This is a genomic window from Corynebacterium frankenforstense DSM 45800, from assembly GCF_001941485.1.
GTDB classification, from domain to species: Bacteria; Actinomycetota; Actinomycetes; order Mycobacteriales; family Mycobacteriaceae; genus Corynebacterium; species Corynebacterium frankenforstense.
This window is the reverse complement of record NZ_CP009247.1, coordinates 1,923,699-1,940,398: the sequence shown is the minus strand read 5'-3', so window position 1 is coordinate 1,940,398 and position 16,700 is coordinate 1,923,699. Positions and strand designations below refer to the sequence as shown.

Below are 16,700 nucleotides of genomic sequence, written 5' to 3'. Positions count from 1 at the left end.
GGGGATGGCCGGCCTGGCTGGTCGGGCCTAGTCCTCGTCGGGTTCGAGGACGGTGGAACCGTCGTCGCGGCGGAGGTTCTTCACCTCGCGCATGCGCGGGTTCGGGTCGAGCCGGTTCGCGATGGCCTTGCGCGCGGAATTGACGGCGGAGCGGGTGACCGGGGAGTTGACGGCGGTCTGGTAGCCGCGCTTGATCTGGTCGAAACGCTTGCGGCCGGCCTTGGTGCCGAAGACGTATCCCGCGGCGGCGCCGATGACGAACTGGATCATGTGGTGGCGGTTCCTCGCTGATGGTCGACGGTGGGGTGCGACCGCAAGTCTAACGGGTGGCGCCCCGCGGGGTGCGGGGCCCGCTAGCTCTCGCAGGCGACGCCGTCGCCGTCGCGGTCGAGCTTGCTCGCGTACTGGGGACTGCCGGCGAGAATGTTGGAGTAGCCGGCCGCGCGGGCCTCGGAGCAGTTGGCGAAGCCGCCGACCGCGGCGGGGGCCGGAGCCTCGTAGGCGGGTGCGGGCGGTTCGTAGGCCGGCTCGGGTGCCACGTAGGCGGGATCGGGCGCGTCGGCGTCGCCGAGGTCCGCGAAACCGGCGCGGACGACGTTGTCGGTGGGCTCCTCGACGGCGGTCTCGGCCGTGGGCTCGGGGGTCTCCGACTCCTCCGAGGTGGTGGGCTCGGTGGTGATCGTGGTGGCTTCGGTGGACGAAGTGGCGGTCGCCGAGGGCGAGGTCGAAGTCTCGTCCGCCGTGTATTCCGTGCCTACATCATCGGGGACGAGGGCAACGGCCACGGCGAACAGCGCGAAGCTGGACAGGGTGACAAGTCCCCAGTGTCGTTTCAGCTGCGGGGCTCCGACTGCGGCGGCGCGCCGGGACCGCAACTCGTGGATCGTGAACCATGCGCCGGGCAGTACGAGTGTGAGTCCAACGAAAAAGTTCGGCAGCCACTGCATGTGCACACTGTCGATGATGGTGAAGGTGCCGAAGGCCAGCGCCGCGGCGGCCAGGAGTTTCTTCCACAGGGGGGTGTGCCAGTTGGTTTGCACCGGTTTCCTTTCCGGAGGCCAGGCCGGAGTATGCCTGGAATATAAATATTTCTTACATTATAACCCACTGTGCGGTTCCTGGATAGAGTCTGTGTTTCCGAATCGGCAAATAAAAAGCCCGGCCGCCTGTTCGGGAACAGGCGGCCGGGCTTCTTCGTGAGCTCCCCCAACTGGGCTCGAACCAGTGACCTTTCGATTAACAGTCGAACGCTCTGCCAGCTGAGCTATAGGGGATCACGTTGCTCTCGGCAACGGAGAGTTACTATAGACGTTGGCTCGAAAGGCGGGCAAATCAGCAGGCAGAGACGTTATTCGGGGCTCGTCAGGACCAGCCGTGACCGGGGGTGAAGCGCATGCGCAGCGCCTCGTCGACGGCCGAGTCGGGGGAGTTGAGGTCGGCCACGCGCATCCAGGACATGTCGACGTGGTCCGGGGTGATCTCCGCCAGCGCGTAGCCGTGCGCGTCGAGGTCGACGTGCTGGATGTGCGGGTTCTCGTGGCGCAGCACGGACTCGGCCGCGTGGGACAGCGCGTTGTCCACCGGCAGCTTGAGCATCTCGTCGACGTTGGGCGCCGAGATCGACGAGCAGATCAGCTCCGCGCCGATCTCGTGGCCGTCGTGGCGCACGGAGTGGGCCCACTCGGAGTGGATGTCGCCGGTGACGAACAGGATGTTGGGGTCGATGCCGTCGAGCACGTCGAGCAGCCGGTCGCGCTCGGCCGAGTAGCCGTCCCACTGGTCGCCGTTGAGCGGCAGGCCGTCCCCGGTCCGGCCCGAGAGGAAGTCCGCCACCGAGGAGGTGTCCGGGTTGTCGCGCAGCCCCAGCAGCGTCATCGGGCTGAACATGATGGAGTTGCCCATCACCAGCCACCGCGCCTTCGAGCCGCGGGCCTGCTCGGCGACCCAGCCGAACTGCTCGGAGCCCATCATCGTCTCGTTGAGGTCGCCGGAGATCCAGTCGCCGAAGCTCTGCTCCTCGTCGCGGTAGGTGCGCAGATCCATCATCGTCAGGTCCACCAGGTCGCCGAAGGCGAGCTTGCGGTAGAGCTTGCCGCCGGCGGACGGGCTCGTCGCGCGGATCGGCAGCCACTCGTAGTAGGCCTGCATCGCGGCCTGCTGACGCGCGACCCAGCGGCCCTCGGCGCCCTCGGTGTGGTTCTCCGCGCCGTCGCGCCAGGCGTTGTTGGCCACCTCGTGGTCGTCCCAGACGACGACCCACGGGCAGGCGCCGTGCGCGGCCTGGAGGTCGGCGTCGGTGCGGTAGGTGCCGTAGCGGATGCGGTAGTCGGCCAGGTCGAGGATCTCGTGGGCCGGCTCGTGGTTGCGCACCGCGCCGCGCTTGCCCACGTACTCGCCGCGGCCGTACTCGTAGATGTAGTCGCCCAGGAAGATGACCAGGTCGATCTCACCGGCGCGCGCCCGGGCGGAGATGTCGCGGTAGGCGCTGAAGAAGCCCGACTCCCAGTTCGCGCAGGAGGCGACCACGGCGTTGAGCCGCTCGGTCTTCGTCCCGGCGGCCGGGGCGGTCCAGGTGCGCCCGACGGGGCTGGTCTTGCCGGCGTGCTCGCCGTCGGCGACCCGGAAGCCGTAGAAGTAGACCGTGTCCGGCTCCAGCCCGGTGGCGTCGACGTGGACGGTGTGGTCGATGGCCGCCGAGGTCTCCGCGGTGCCGGTGGCGACGACGTCGGAGAGCTCCTCGTCGCGGGCCACGGTCCACTCGACGGTGACCGGGTCGCCCACGCCGGAGCCGGGCAGGGCCTCCGGGGTCGGGGTCACGCGCGTCCAGAGGATGACGGCGGAGTCGGTCGGGTCGCCCGAGGCGACACCGTGGCCGAACGGGATCTCGACGCCGGGGTTCTCGGTGGGCTCGAGCTTCTGGGAGGAACCGAAGAACTCGTCGACGGAGCTGCCGGAGCTCTGGGCGTGAGCGGGGTGGCCTGACCGACCACACCGACACCTGCGGCGACGGCGGAGGCGGACAGGAATTTACGACGGGAATACTGCGACATGCAGCTCATCGTGGGCCCGCCGGGGGAGCCCCTCAACCGGGGCGGAACAGGTGAAGAAAGAATTCACCGGGATTTCACTGCGGGGTCATTCCCGGTAGAAAACCAAGGTCAGGACGCCAAGTCAGGGACATCCCGGGGTTGACCGGGGAGCCCGGGGCCTCCACGTTGTCGACGCGCAGCCAGGTCATCGCCACGGCCTCCGGGGTGATCGTGGCGACCGCGTAGCCGTGGGAGTCGAGGTCGACGTGGCGCACGTCGGGGTTCGCTGCGCGCAGCCGGGCCTCGGCCGCGCGCGAGAACGGAGAGTGCGCCGGCATGCGCAGCTTGTCGTCGACGTTGGGCGCGGAGACGGAGGAGCAGACCAGCTCGGCGCCGATCTCCCGGCCCTCGCAGGTGATCGAGTTCGCCCACTCAGAGTGGATGTCGCCGGTCAGGAAGAGCACCGGGGTGTGGTCCTCGGCCAGCTCGCGCAGCAGACGGTCGCGCTCGGCGGCGTAGCCGTCCCACTGGTCCAGGTTCATCGGCACACCCGCGGCCGAGCGGGCCCCGAGGAACTCCGCGACCACGGCCGTCGCGTCGTCGCGGCGCACCTCCGCCAGGTCGAGCGGGGCGATCATCACCGAGTTGCCCATGACGTTCCAGCGCGTGTGCGAACGGTCCAGCACCCCGCGCACCCAGTCGAACTGCTCGGCGCCGAGCATCGTGGCCTCCTCGCGGGCGGCCGCCAGACCCCGGTAGCCGGGCGGCTGGTCGCGGTAGGTGCGCAGGTCCATCATCGTCAGCTCGACCAGGTCGCCGAAGGTCAGGCTGCGGTAGAGGTGGCCCTCCCGCGAGGGGCTGGTCGCCCGGATGGGCAGCCACTCGAAGTAGGCCTGCATCGCAGCGTCCCGACGCTCGGGCCACGGCCCGTGCGCCCCCTCGTGGTGCGCGTCCGCGCCGTCGCGCCAGGCGTCGTTGGCCAGCTCGTGGTCGTCCCAGACCACCACCCACGGGCAGGCCGCGTGCGCGGCGCGCAGGTCCGGGTCCGTGCGGTAGTGGCCGTGCCGGATGCGGTAGGCGGTGAGGTCCGTCAGCTCCTCGGCCGGCTCGTGGTGCCGGGTCACCCCCGTCTTGCCCGGGTAGTCGCCGCGGGCGAACTCGTAGATGTAGTCGCCGAGGAAGACCACCACGTCGATCTCGCCCCCGCGCGCCCGCTCGGCCATGTCGCGGTAGGCGCTGAAGAAGCCGGACTCCCAGTTCGCGCAGGAGGCCACCGCCAGGCGCAGCGAGTCGAGCGGCGCGCCGGGGGACGGCGCGGTCCACGTACGTCCCGTCGGGCTGACCGCGCCGGCGAACGCGCCGTCGTCGATGATGAAGCGGTAGTAGTACACGCGCGCCGGGGCCAGGCCCCGCGCGTCGACGTGGACGGTGTGGTCGACGGCGGCCGAGGTGTGCGCGGTGCCGGCGGCGACGACGCGGGTGAAGTCCTCGTCCTCGGAGACCTGCCAGGCGACGGTGACCGGGACGCCGACCCCGGAGCCGGGCAGGGCCTCGACGGAGGGGGTGACCCGGGTCCAGAGAATGACCGAGTCCGCCAGCGGGTCGCCCGAGGCCACGCCGTGGGCGAAGGGGACGTCGGCGGGGATGTCGACCTCGAGCGGGCGCGGGCTCGCCCCGCCGCGGACCGCGTCGGCTTCGACGGCCATCTTCCCCGCGCCCAGCGCACAGGCGATGCCGGTGCCCGTGATCGCCGCCGACTGCAGGAAGCGGCGGCGGGGCAGCGGGCGCGGTGCGTGGCTCACGTCTGCACACCATCGCCCCGGTCCCGGGGCACTGCAACCGGGGCGGCGGAAGTTGGGCGAGGATTCACCGGAGTTTCAGGTGCCGGTCGTTTTCCGGGCCGCGGGGCGGCGCCGATATACTGCCCGCGGGGCTATAGCTCAGTCGGTCAGAGCATCAGACTCATAATCTGTCGGTCGCGGGTTCGAGCCCCGCTGGCCCCACCACTTCATGTCCCCCGTCCATGACGGGGAAATTGTTTTCCTCTGTGATCTTCGCGTGGCACGTGTTAACGTTGTGACCGTCTCAGCCGAAATAGAGGCGTGACCCATGTCCGCTCCAGCTGGCGCCCAGGTGCGTCCGGGGAGCGGTCACCAGCACGAGACGACGAGGTGGCAGATGCGAAAGACCGTTGACCAGAAGAAGCGCCGTGGCGGCATGCGCCGCGCGTTCGCCGCGACCGCGGCGGGCCTGATGGCGGCCGCCGGGGCCCTGGCGGCCGCGCCGACGGCCTCCGCGGCCCCGGGCGGCGTGGGCTACGTCGCTTTCGGCGACTCCTACGCGGCCAACCCGACCATCGGCGAGCAGCTCGCCGGCTTCACGCAGCCCGACCGCTGCGGCCAGGGCGCCGACGCCTACCCGGTGCGCCTCGGTAACAAGCTCGGTATGAGCACCGCCAACGCGGCCTGCAACGGCGTGAGCATCAACGGCATGGCCGGCCCCGGTCTGGGCTTCACCGCCGACCGCGCCGCCGCCCGCGGCCAGCTCGGCGACAACACCCGCCTGGTCACCATCACCGTCGGCGGCGCCGAGGGCTGGAACCTGGCGCTGGCGGACCGCCGCGACTTCGGCGTCACCAACGGCGGGGACTTCCTGAACTACCAGGAGTTCGTCAACCGCATGCGCGGGCCGCTGAACACGATCCGCCACCACGCCCCGAACGCGCGGACCCTCTTCGTCGGCTACCCGGCCGTGGGCAACGACCGCGGCGAGGTCTGCCTGATCAACGCCGACGTCCCGCCGGAGCTGGGCACCCCGAACATCGCCGCGCCCGTGCCCACCAACGCCACCGGCTTCCTCAACAAGCTGGACAACATCGCCCGCGACGCCGCCGGCGAGCTGGGCTACGAGTACGTCGAGACCCGTCGCGCCGGCACCGACACCTGCGCGCCCACGCCCAACCGCTGGGTCCACGGTGTGCTCGACAGTCAGATGCAGCAGATGACGTTCCACCCGTCCGACAACGGCAACGAGGCGATCGCCCAGATCACCGCGGACCACGTCCGCTAGTCACCCCGCCGGCACCTCCCGGCCCCGACACCGCCCGTGGGCTCCCCGAGCCCGCGGGCGGTTGTGCGTGTCGCGGGGAAAGGGAGGGGCGGGGCACCCGGGGTCAGGAGCCCTGTTCCGGGATCATCCCGAGGATCGCCTCGGTCAGCGACGTCCGCTGCTCCGGGGTGAGGGAGTAGAGGTGGGCGTGGTCGTGCAGCCACAGCCCCTCGGCGGCCAGCAGCACCAGGTAGGCGGAGTCGACCGCGGGGTCGGAACCGACGTCCTCGGGCGCCGGCGACCAGCGGCGGTCGACCTCGCGCCAGACGTTCTCGAAGTCGGGGTGGCTCGCCGCGTCCAGCTGCACGAGCAGATCCGCCCGTGTCGCCGAGCCCGAGAGGGAGAGCACCAGCGCGCGCAGCCGCGCGGTGGGGGAGACGTCCGCGGCGGGGGCGCCCGCGGCGTCGACAAGCTCTCTCTCCCACTCCTCGGCGAGATGGCGGTGCACGCCGAGCATCAGCTCGTGGCGCGACGGGAAGTGGTAGATCAGCCCGGACTTGCTCACCCCGGTGGCCTGGGAGAGCGAGTCGTAGGTGACCGCATCCAGGCCGTCGGCGTCGATCATCTCGACGGCGGTCTCGAGGATCTGCTCGCGCTTACTCGGCCTCACGGGCCTCGACCTCCTTCGGGTTTCCGGCGAAGCACCAGGCCGTAACGGCGGCCGCGACGAGCGCGATCACCGCGGACAGGCTCAGGACGGTCAGGTAGGACGAATCGTAGGCGGCGGTGGCGGCCTCCGCGAAGACGGGGTGGTCCACGCCGTGGTTGACGTCGTGGGCGACCTCGGCCGGCGCGCGCAGCGCGTAGATCGCCGGCATCAGCGAGCCGAGGACCGAGACGGCCAGCAGGCTGCCGAACTCGTAGGAGACGGCCTCGACGGAGGAGGCCATGCCCGCCCGGGAGAACGGCGCGGAGCCGACGATGGCGGTCGAGGACACGCTCATCACGCTGCCGGCGCCGAAGCCGGTGACCGCCAGGAAGCCGGCGAAGACCCACAGCGGGGTGTCGCCCATCGTGAGCACGGCGCCGGCGACACCGACGGCCATCAGCAGGAAGCCGCCGGTGATCAGGGTGCGGAAGCCCACGCGGTGCAGCACCGAGCCGCCGATGACGGAGGCGGGGATCGCCGCGACGGCGGCGGTGGCCACCAGCAGGCCGGCGTCGAGCGGGGAGAAGTCCGCCGAGATCTGGAAGCGCTGGGTGGTCAGCAGCTCCGCGCCGGCGAGCGCGAACATCGCGCCCACTGCGGCGACGGCGCCGCCGGAGAACATGCGGTTGCGGAAGATCGAGGCCTCCAGCAGCGGCTCACGGCCGGCCGCACGCAGCGCACGCTGGCGCACGGCGAAGGCGGCACCGCCGACCAGGGCGCAGACGACGGCCGCGGCGATCAGCCAGCCGGAGCGCGCCGGGTTCGCTGACTCCTTGATCGTCATGACCAGGCCGACCATGGCGACCAGGGCGAAGGCGGAGGAGACGGCGTCCCAGCGCTTCTCCGGGCGCGGCATGTTCGGCGGGCCGATCAGCAGGGTCGCCACGATGATCACGACGGCCACGGGCACGTTGATCAGGAAGACCGAGCCCCACCAGAACATCTCGAGCAGCAGCCCGCCGAGGACGGGGCCGGCGGCGGCGCCGACGACGGAGACCGCGCCCCAGATGCCGATGGCGGTGTTGCGCTCCCGGGGGTCCGGGAAGGTCACGCGCACCAGCGCCAGGGTGGCCGGCAGCATCGCGGCCGCGCCCAGGCCCAGCACCGCGCGGGCGGCGATGAGGAACCACGCGGAGGGGGAGAACGCCGCGGCCAGTGAGCCGACCGTGAACAGCGAGACGCCGATGAGGAAGATCAGCCGGTGGCCGATCTTGTCGCCCAGCGTGCCGGTGCCGAGCAGCAGCCCGGAGAGCACGAGCGGGTAGGCGTTGATGATCCACAGGCCCTGCAGCTCCGTGGTGTGCAGCTCGTCGCGGAGGACGGGCAGGGCGGTGTAGAGGATCGAGTTGTCGGCGCCGACGAGGAAGAGCCCCAGGCTGATCACGGCGAGGAAGCCCCAGCGCTGGGCGGGGGTGGTCGTCTGTGCGGGCGTGGTGCGCTTCGTGGTGTTCGTCGGGGTCGTCGCGTTCATCGCGTCCGGCGCGGTGTTCGTGGTCGTCATTTCCTTCTCCTGGGACTTCACCTTCTGAGTCGGGTTGATGTGTTGACGGCGAGTAACTGTAACAAACGTTCGGTACAGTTGTCGACGCGGCCCACCGCCCCGTGAGCGGGGACACGCGCCGCTACGATGGTGACCATGAGCCTGCTGCACCCGTTGGAGAACTGGCCCGTCGACAACCTCGCCGCCGCCGTCACCGACGGTGAGACGGTGCTCGCTGAGACGGGTGACACCTCCCGTGTCTTCGAGCTGGCCAGCGTGACCAAGCTGCTGTCCGCCTACGGGGTGCTCATGGCCGTCGAGGAGGGCGTCTTCGAGCTCGACACCCCCTGCGGGCCGGAGGGCTCGACCGTGCGTCACCTGCTCGCGCACGCCTCCGGCGTCGGATTCCGCGACCCCGAGCCCGAGCGGGCGGTGGGGGAGCGGCGCCTCTACTCCTCGGCCGGCTTCGAGATCCTCGCCGACGCGGTGGGGCGGGAGACCGGCATCGAGTTCCCCGACTACCTCGCCGAGGGTGTCTTCGAGCCGCTGGGCATGTCCGCCACGGAGCTGCACGGCTCGGCCGGCCACGGCGCCGTCTCGACGGTCGCGGACCTGACCGCCTTCGCCGAGGAACTCGCCCACCCGAGGCTGCTGGCCGCCGAGACGCTCGAGGAGGCGTTCAGTCCGCAGTTCCCCGAGCTCAACGGCATGGTGCCGGGCTACGGCTTCCACAAGCCCTGCCTGTGGGGCCTCGGCTTCGAGATCGCCGACCGCAAGTCGCCCCATTGGACCGGGCCGGACATGCCGCGCGAGACCGTCGGGCACTTCGGCATGTCCGGCACCTACCTGTGGGCCGTGCCCGCCGTCGGGCGCTTCGCTGACCTGCCCGGCGCCGGCACCGCCATGGTCGCGCTGACCGACCGCCGCTTCCAGGACTGGGTCAAACCACTGTGGGAGCGCACCAATGAGTACATCTGGCAGGAGCTGCAGCGCGGGCGTTGAGCGGCCGGGGCGGCGCGTGTGAGGGGCGCGGGCGCCGCGTGTGAGTGACACGCCGCGCCGCACAGGCGCGCACCAGCGTTCACACGAGTCTCAAGTGGCACTTGAGTAAACGGGGGATCAAGTGTCACTTGACTGTTGCCGCGCCACGGGGATGCCCCGGACAATCGGGGCACACGACCGGTACGCGAGATCGTTGGGGAAGACGAACCTCGTCTTGCGCCGCAGACGCGGCGTTCCACCGGACATGTGAGGGGACATCCCCGTGACAATGATGATGACCGCACCGTCGACGTGCCGGCACCGCCCGGCCGACGCCCCGGTGCCGCTCGTCCACGCCGTGCTGCGCATCGCGGGCATGCCCGTGCGCCTGCGCCGCGACGTCGAGGCGCTCATGGTCGAGCACCTGCCCACCCAGGGATCGTGGGTGGCACCCGGCACCGACCCGCTCGAGGCCGACTGGTGCACCCGCTGGCGCCGCGAGGGCGCCGGACGCACCGGCTGCCGTCAGGTGCTCACCGCGCCGGCCGCCGAGCTACGCGCCTTCGACCGTGCCCTGCGTGGGCTGGCCGAGGCCGCGTCCTTCGACGCCACACTCACCCGCGCACGCTGAAGGGCCGCCGCGGCCGGCGGCCCGCTGAATTTAATCGTCCGTCGGGAACGGCTCGTGGAAGGAGCCGTCGCCGAACGGGTCGTCCCAGCGCTCGGCGAGCTCGGCGATCGAGTCGATCATGGCGGTCGGCCGGTAGGGGTAGCGGCCGACCTCGGCGTCGTCGGAGATGCCCGAGCGCACCAGGATCGTGCGCATGCCGGCCTCCAGACCGGACTTGACGTCGGTGTCCATGCGGTCGCCGATCATCACGGTGCGCTCCGAGTGCGCGCCGATGGTGTTGAGCGCCGAGCGCATCATGATCGGGTTCGGCTTGCCGATGTAGTAGGGCTCGCGGCCCGTCGCCGCGGTGATCAGCGAGGCGACCGCGCCCGTGGCCGGCAGCACGCCCTGCGGGGCCGGGCCCGTGACGTCCGGGTTGGTGCAGATGAAGCGGGCGCCGCCGCGGATCAGGTTGATGGCGGTGGTGATCGCCTCGAAGGAGTAGGTGCGCGTCTCGCCGAGCACCACGAACTCGGGGTCGACGTCGGTGAGGATCCAGCCGGCCTCGTGCACGCCGGTGGTCAGGCCCGCCTCGCCGACGACGTAGGCGGTGCCGCGCTCGGACTGGCGGTGCAGGAAGTCCGAGGTCGCCGTCGCCGAGGTCCAGATGCGCTCCGGGGGCACGTCCAGGCCCTGGGCCAGCAGGCGCGCCGAGAGGTCGCGCGGGGTCTGGATGGAGTTGTTCGTCAGCACCATGAAGTTGACGTCGTTGTCCACCAGCGCCTTGAGGAACCGGTCGGCGCCGGGGATCATCTCCCCCTCCTTGATCAGCACGCCGTCCATGTCGCTCAGATACGAGATGTGAGATGTCATGTGACCATTGTGCCCCGAACGGCGACGCCGCGCGCACCCGTGGGGTACGCGCGGCGTCGGAAATCACTGACCGGGAAGGTGGCGGCCTGCGTTACCTGGCGGGGGCCAGCTTGGCCAGCTCGGAGTTGATCGCGTCGACGGAGGCCTTCGCGTCGCCGAGCAGCATGTCCGTGTTCTCGTTGAAGAACAGCGGGTTCTGCACGCCGGCGTAGCCGGAGCCCATCGAGCGCTTGAACACGATGACCTTCTCCGCGTCCCAGACCTTGAGCACGGGCATGCCCTCGATGGGGGAGCCGGGCTCGTAGGCGACCGGGTTGACCGTGTCGTTGGCGCCGATGACCAGCACCACGTCGACGTCGCCGAAGTCGTCGTTGACCTCGTCCATCTCGTGGACGATCGGGTAGGGCACCTTGGCCTCGGCCAGCAGCACGTTCATGTGGCCCGGCAGGCGGCCGGCGACCGGGTGGATGGCGAAGGTGACGTCCACGCCCGCCTTGCGCAGCGTGTCGGTCAGCTGGGCGACCGGGTACTGCGCCTGGGCGACGGCCATGCCGTAGCCGGGGGTGATGACGACCTTCTTCGCGCCCAGCAGCGCCTGCGCGGTCTCGGCCACGGTGGTCTCCGTGTGCGTGCCGTAGTCGTGCTCGGCTGCCGTGGCCGAGCCGGTGCCGAAGCCGCCCAGGATCACGGCCGCGAACGAGCGGTTCATCGCCTGGCACATGATGTAGGACAGGTAGGCGCCCGAGGAGCCGACCAGCGCGCCGGTGATGATCAGCAGCGGGTTGGCCAGCATGAAGCCGGCGGCCGCGGCGGCCCAGCCCGAGTAGGAGTTGAGCATCGAGACCACCACGGGCATGTCGCCGCCGCCGATGGCCGCGACCAGGTGCAGGCCCAGCAGCAGCGCGAGCACGGTCATCACCGCGAGGCTGACCACCGCGGGGGTGGACCCGCCGTCACCGGCGATGAACAGGCCCATGCCGACGAGGCTGACGACGATGACCGTCAGGTTGAGCAGGTTGCGCCCGGGCAGGGTCAGCGGGGCGCCCTTGATCTTCCCGGAGAGCTTCAGGTAGGCGATGATCGAGCCGGTGAAGGTCACCGCGCCGATGAAGATGCCCAGGTAGACCTCGCCGAGGTGGAAGGACTCCATCTCCGCGGAGACGTCCTGCGGGTGCAGCCAGGAGTTGAAGCCGATGAGCACCGCCGCGAGACCGACGAAGGAGTGCAGCAGCGCGATCAGCTGCGGCATGCCGGTCATCTCGACCTTCTTGGCCATCGGCACGCCGATCAGCGCGCCGACGAGCATGGCCACCGCGATGAGCAGCAGCGTGGTCATCGCCGAGCGGTACTCGCCCGGGTTCTCGTGCGACTGCACCAGTGCCTTGGCCACGGTGGCCACCAGCGCGACGGTCATGCCGGTCGCGCCGAGGGTGTTGCCGCGCTGGGCGGTCTCGTTCCTGGACAGGCCCGCCAGCGCCAGGATGAACAGCACGGCGGCGACCAGGTAGGCCAGGGTGGTGATCCGCCCGGTCCAGTCGGACAGCGCGGTGGTGGTCTCGGACGTCGTGGCGCCGAGTGCGTAGAGGACGTGGGTCATCTCAGGCCTCCTGCCGGAACATGGCGAGCATGCGGTGGGTCACCGTGAAGCCGCCGAAGATGTTGATGCTGGCGATCACGATCGCGATGAACGCGAGGACCGAGACCGCGAGGTTGGCCGAGCCGACCTGGAGCACCGCGCCGACGAGGATGATGCCGGAGACGGCGTTGGTCTCGCTCATCAGCGGGGTGTGCAGGGAGTGGGTCACGGCGGTGATCACGTAGAAGCCGACGACGACCGCCAGCATGAGCACCAGGTAGTCCGCGGAGACCTCCGCGGGGCTGGCCAGGACCAGTGCCACGCCCAGCAGGCCGCCGAGCCAGGCCCACCAGCGGTGCGGCTTGCTTTCCGACGCCTCGTCGGCCGCACCGTCGCCGGCACCTGCGGCGTCGGCGGCCGGGGCGGGCCTCGGGGCGGCGGAGACCTTCACCGGGGGTGCGGGGAACAGCGTGGTTGCCACCGGGGCGCCGGCGCCGGAGGCGCCGTCGCCGTTGGCCGCGGCGTACGCGGCGACGGCGCCCTGCGCGGCGTCGTCAAGCTCTTCCTCACCCGCGGTGACCTCGGGGCCGCGGGTGGAGGCGGTCAGGGTGATCTGGCGGACGATCTCGTCGCCGAGGTCCAGGATGGCCCGGCCGTCCTTGTGCGGGGTGATCAGCTTGAACAGGTTGACCACGTTCTGGCCGTAGAGCTGCGAGGCCTGGCCGGGCAGGCGGCCGGCGAGATCCGTGTAGCCGATGATCGTGACGCCGCCCTCGGTGACGGTCACCTCGCCGGGCACGGTCAGCTCGCAGTTGCCGCCGTTGGCGGCGGCCATGTCCACGATCACGGACCCGGGCTTCATCGCCGCGACGTCGGCGGCCGTGAGCAGCACCGGGGAGGTGCGGCCCGGGATGTTCGCGGTGGTGATCACGATGTCGGCGGCGGCCGACTGCTCCGCGTAGAGCTTCGCCGCGGCGGCCGCCTGGTCGGCGGTCATCTCCTTGGCGTAGCCGTCCTCGGACTTCTCGGCGGCCGCGGGGATGGCGACGAACTCGGCGCCCATCGACTCGACCTGCTCGGCGACCTCGGGGCGCAGGTCGGTGGCTTTCACCACCGCGCCCATCGAGTTCGCCGTGCCGATGGCGGCCAGACCCGCCACGCCGGCGCCGATGACGTAGACGGTGGCCGGGTCGACCTTGCCGGCCGCGGTGACCTGGCCGGTGAACAGGCGGCCGAAGTTCGCGGCGGCCTCGATCACGGCGCGGTAGCCCGCGATATTCGCCATGGAGGAGAGCACGTCCATCGACTGCGCGCGCGAGATGCGCGGCACGGCGTCCATGGCCAGGGCGGTCAGGTCCGCCGCGGCCAGCTGGTCGATGAGCTCGGCGTTGCGGCGCGGGGCCATCCGGGCGATGAGCGTGGCACCCGGACGCATCCGGGAGCGGTACTCGGCCGGCGGGGTGTCCAGGCACGTGACGATGTCGGCGGACCAGACGTCCTCGCCGGTGAGGCGGGCGCCCGCCGACTCGTAGGCGGCGTCGGTGTAGGCGGCCCGGGCGCCGGCGCCGCGTTCGACGTCGACCTCGAATCCGAGCTTCACCAGCTTTCGCACGGTGTCCGGGGTGGCGGACACCAGCGGCTGATCGGGATCGGGCTCCCGCGGGATTCCGATGCGCATGCGTTCTCCTTGCGTTCGCGTCTTGTCGCTCCGACGCGGCGCTTGATGTCAGACGACCGCGTCTCACCTGGGAGTATATGCCGGTGTCGTGAACGAAAATAGTAGGGGGACGAGGAAGTGAGCGCGCTCACGCAGGCTCGGGGGCCGCCCGCGGGACACGTGCCCGGTTCGGGGGCGGGCCGGGCACGGTGGAGGGGGTGCGTGGTGCCCGACGCCGTGTGGCCGGTGGGTAGTACCACGGGGGTCGGGGTTTTCGGGTGGTCCGGTGGTCCGCGGGCTACTCGGCGGGGGAGCGGTGCTCGGCCAGGTGGTCCAGGCCCTCGCCGACGTTGCCGAAGCCCGCGACCGTCTTGTCCGCCAGGCGCACCCCGAAGGTCTCCTCCGCGCGCACGGTCAGCTCGATCAGGCTCAGCGAGTCCACGCCCAGGTCCTCGCGCAGGCGGGACTCCCGGGTGACCTCGCCGGCCTCGACGCCGGCGACGTCCTCGACCAGCGCGGCGAACTCGGCGAGCAGGGGATCCGCGCCCGCGCGCGGGTCGGCCTTGGCCTGCGCCTTCGCGGACTTCTTCCCGTCGCCGGTCGAGGTGGCGGCCGCGCCCTCGGCGGCCTCGCCGGAGTCGTCGGCGTCGAGGGGCACCTCCGTGTTGAACTTCGCGGCCAGCTGCGCCGCCAGATCTCCCATCGCGGTGCGTCCTCCTCGGTCTGCTGCGGGTTCTCCCGGGCGGGGTCCACCCGGGCGCGGGGTCTTCCGCGCGTCGAACCCCACTGTACGGGGCGCAGGCGGGCGGGTTCGGTCGGGTTGGGCCGGGTGCGGTCGGCAAAATGTGGACCAAGTTCGCCGCGCCCCCGCGTTTGCCCAGGACAGATCCGGCCGGACGGAAACTTGGTCCACATTTTGTCGGCTGCGGGGGACGGCGGCTGCGCAGGTAAGATCTCCGGTGATGCAACTGCTAGACAAGACGATCGCGCTGACCCGCTCCTGGGCGCTGCGCCTGACCCCCGGCGGGCGGCGCCGCATCGCCCTCGAGCACGGTGCGCTGCACTCCCACGACCGCCGCCCGGGGCTGACCGACGTCACCGACTCCGGCTTCGCCGCCTCCTCCGACGGGATCATGGTGCGCTGGGAGACCACCGGGCCCGCCGCCGACGAGCCCGCGCGCGCGACCGTGCTCTTCCTGCACGGCTTCACGCTGGCGGGCGACTCCTTCTACCTGCAGGCCGAGCACCTGCGCGAGAGCCACCCCGACGTGCGCTGCGTGTGCCCGGACCTGCGCGGTCACGGACGGACCGGCAAGACCGACCCCGACCTGTGCACCGTCGACGGGCTCGCCGACGACGCCCTGGCGGCGCTCGCCGACGCCGACCACACCGGCGCCCCGCTGATCCTGGTCGGCCACTCCCTCGGTGGGCTGGCCGTGTTCAACCTGCTGCGGCGCGCGCCCGCGGAGGTCCGCCGCCGCGTCGCCGGCGTGGTGGTCGTGGCCACCTCCATCGAGGCGCTCTCGGACCAGGGCGTGCCGCAGCTGCTGGCCTCCCCGGCCGCCGACGCCGTCTACAACGCCGCCGAGGCGAGCCCCGAGGAGGCCGAGTGGCTGCGCGAGGAGGTCACCAAGATGATCGCGCCCGGCCTGGCCGTCGGCGTCTTCCGCCGGCCGACGGACTACGAGCTCATCGAGTTCCACGCCGCGATGATCCACGAGACCCCGCTGGAGACCTTCGTCGGCTTCTTCGACTCCCTGCAGAGCCACGACGAGCTCGAGGCCGGCCCGGCGCTGGCCGGGGTGCCCGGCTTCGTGATCACCGGCACCGGGGACGTGGTCACCCCGGGCGAGCAGGCGGACCGCATCCAGGAGGTCTGGCCCGAGGCGAAGCGCATCGACGCCTTCGGCTCCGGCCACATGGTCGTCCTCGAGGCGCCGGCCGTGGTGAACAAGGCCCTCGACGTGCTCGTCGGGGCCCTGCCGGAGCGGCGGGCCCCGGCGAAGTAGACCGGCCCGCGCCCTATCCGTGCCCGCCGCGGCCGGCGGAGACCAGCTGCAGCGAACTGGTGGCCAGGGTGCCGACCACGGTCACCAGCGGGCGGCCCGGCTCCGGGGCGGCGACGTCCATCGTCGAGGACGCCCCGCCCAGCTCGCGGGCGCGCAGCACCGCGCGCGCCCCGCGGGGCACCACGATCTCGACGCGCGAGCCGACGACGTCGAGCTCGACGACCGCCGAGGGCGCCTCGAAGTACGCCTCGGACATGTCGAGCAGCAGGTGCGAGGCGCGCACCTGCCAGCGCGAGTGCACCGGCACCGTCCACGCACCCGCACGTCGCACGGACCGGGGCGGAGGCGCGGGCGTCGGAAATCGCGCCGCAGGACGCGCGGGGTCGAGCGCCGGCGCCGCGGCACGGGTGGGGATGCCCAGGCAGGCGTCGATGTAGGCCGCGCGCGAGGGCACGCCCGGGCCCGGAAAGCCGCCGCCGGGGGCCGGCGGGTACAGCGCCGCGGGCGGGACCGGGCGGCGCGGCGGCGGGGGCGGGGCGATGTAGCGGGCCCAGATGGCGCCGAGCTCGGCGGCGTCGTCGGTCTCCCAGATCCGGGTGACCACGCGGTCGAACTCGGCGATGTCCAGCCGACCCGCGCCCACGGCGCGGGTCAGCGCCTGCTGCATCCGTTCGCGCTCCCGGTCGGAGGGGCGCTGTGGGTCGAACTCCATGGGATACAGCTTAGGG

Annotated in this window: 16 protein-coding genes and 2 tRNA genes; 5 read left to right on the top strand and 13 right to left on the bottom strand. The window is 71.5% G+C overall.

Translation table 11 applies throughout. The features are described 5' to 3' along the window. Nucleotides 1-27: 27 nt before the first annotated feature. The 6 genes from CFRA_RS08490 to CFRA_RS08470 form a co-directional block, all read right to left on the bottom strand. Nucleotides 28-270, bottom strand: coding sequence for a hypothetical protein (locus tag CFRA_RS08490; protein WP_075664293.1), 243 nt, complete (start codon nt 268-270; stop codon nt 28-30). 83 nt (nt 271-353) lie between these two features. Then, nucleotides 354-1,040, bottom strand: coding sequence for an excalibur calcium-binding domain-containing protein (locus CFRA_RS08485; protein WP_075664292.1), 687 nt, complete (start codon nt 1,038-1,040; stop codon nt 354-356). 161 nt (nt 1,041-1,201) lie between these two features. Continuing rightward, a tRNA-Asn gene (locus CFRA_RS08480) sits at nt 1,202-1,274 on the bottom strand. Between the two features lie 88 nt (nt 1,275-1,362). Next, nucleotides 1,363-2,817, bottom strand: a complete 1,455-nt coding sequence (locus tag CFRA_RS08475; protein ID WP_245797538.1) for an alkaline phosphatase D family protein — start codon at nt 2,815-2,817, stop codon at nt 1,363-1,365. After that, nucleotides 2,814-3,050 (bottom strand): twin-arginine translocation signal domain-containing protein, encoded by a 237-nt coding sequence (locus CFRA_RS11900; RefSeq protein ID WP_245797536.1) that lies wholly within the window; start codon nt 3,048-3,050, stop codon nt 2,814-2,816. Before CFRA_RS11900 ends, CFRA_RS08475 begins: the two co-directional genes overlap by 4 nt. 74 nt (nt 3,051-3,124) lie before the next feature. After that, a complete protein-coding gene (locus CFRA_RS08470; RefSeq protein WP_075664291.1) occupies nt 3,125-4,831 on the bottom strand; it encodes an alkaline phosphatase D family protein in 1,707 nt (568 codons plus the stop codon). 127 nt (nt 4,832-4,958) lie between these two features. Here CFRA_RS08470 and CFRA_RS08465 point away from each other — a divergent pair. After that, nucleotides 4,959-5,035 (top strand) — tRNA-Ile (locus CFRA_RS08465). Nucleotides 5,036-5,207: 172 nt separating this feature from the next. Then, a complete protein-coding gene (locus tag CFRA_RS08460; protein WP_169842180.1) occupies nt 5,208-6,098 on the top strand; it encodes an SGNH/GDSL hydrolase family protein in 891 nt (296 codons plus the stop codon). 103 nt (nt 6,099-6,201) lie between these two features. On the opposite strand, the gene CFRA_RS08455 is transcribed toward CFRA_RS08460, so the two are convergent. Continuing rightward, the gene (locus CFRA_RS08455) at nt 6,202-6,747 is read right to left on the bottom strand and encodes a TetR/AcrR family transcriptional regulator (RefSeq protein ID WP_075664289.1); all 546 of its coding nucleotides are present in this window, start codon (nt 6,745-6,747) and stop codon (nt 6,202-6,204) included. Beyond that, a complete protein-coding gene (locus CFRA_RS08450; protein WP_075664288.1) occupies nt 6,734-8,257 on the bottom strand; it encodes an MFS transporter in 1,524 nt (507 codons plus the stop codon). Before CFRA_RS08450 ends, CFRA_RS08455 begins: the two co-directional genes overlap by 14 nt. Nucleotides 8,258-8,422: 165 nt before the next feature. Between CFRA_RS08450 and CFRA_RS08445 the strand changes: the two genes are divergently transcribed. Both CFRA_RS08445 and CFRA_RS08440 read left to right on the top strand, forming a co-directional pair. After that, nucleotides 8,423-9,268, top strand: a complete 846-nt coding sequence (locus CFRA_RS08445) for a serine hydrolase domain-containing protein (protein WP_075664965.1) — start codon at nt 8,423-8,425, stop codon at nt 9,266-9,268. A gap of 262 nt (nt 9,269-9,530) precedes the next feature. Further along, complete coding sequence (locus CFRA_RS08440; RefSeq protein ID WP_156887995.1) at nt 9,531-9,878, top strand: hypothetical protein; 348 nt, start codon at nt 9,531-9,533, stop codon at nt 9,876-9,878. A 30-nt stretch (nt 9,879-9,908) separates the two neighbouring features. On the opposite strand, the gene CFRA_RS08435 is transcribed toward CFRA_RS08440, so the two are convergent. The 4 genes from CFRA_RS08435 to CFRA_RS11670 all read right to left on the bottom strand — a co-directional run bounded on the left by CFRA_RS08435 (nt 9,909) and on the right by CFRA_RS11670 (nt 14,666). Further along, entirely contained in the window at nt 9,909-10,730 is an 822-nt protein-coding gene (locus CFRA_RS08435) for an HAD-IIA family hydrolase (RefSeq protein ID WP_075664286.1), read from the bottom strand. Nucleotides 10,731-10,821: 91 nt separating this feature from the next. Next, nucleotides 10,822-12,327 (bottom strand): Re/Si-specific NAD(P)(+) transhydrogenase subunit beta, encoded by a 1,506-nt coding sequence (gene pntB / locus CFRA_RS08430; protein WP_075664285.1) that lies wholly within the window; start codon nt 12,325-12,327, stop codon nt 10,822-10,824. Between the two features lies 1 nt (nt 12,328). Beyond that, a complete protein-coding gene (locus tag CFRA_RS08425) occupies nt 12,329-13,984 on the bottom strand; it encodes a Re/Si-specific NAD(P)(+) transhydrogenase subunit alpha (protein WP_075664284.1) in 1,656 nt (551 codons plus the stop codon). 277 nt (nt 13,985-14,261) lie between these two features. Next, nucleotides 14,262-14,666, bottom strand: coding sequence for an acyl carrier protein (locus CFRA_RS11670; RefSeq protein WP_075664283.1), 405 nt, complete (start codon nt 14,664-14,666; stop codon nt 14,262-14,264). Nucleotides 14,667-14,925: 259 nt separating this feature from the next. Between CFRA_RS11670 and CFRA_RS08415 the strand changes: the two genes are divergently transcribed. Next, the gene (locus CFRA_RS08415) at nt 14,926-15,972 is read left to right on the top strand and encodes an alpha/beta fold hydrolase (RefSeq protein ID WP_156887994.1); all 1,047 of its coding nucleotides are present in this window, start codon (nt 14,926-14,928) and stop codon (nt 15,970-15,972) included. A 13-nt stretch (nt 15,973-15,985) separates the two neighbouring features. Here CFRA_RS08415 and CFRA_RS08410 read toward each other — a convergent pair whose 3' ends face one another. After that, a complete protein-coding gene (locus CFRA_RS08410; protein ID WP_075664282.1) occupies nt 15,986-16,684 on the bottom strand; it encodes a DUF1707 SHOCT-like domain-containing protein in 699 nt (232 codons plus the stop codon). Between the last annotated feature and the right edge of the window lie 16 nt (nt 16,685-16,700).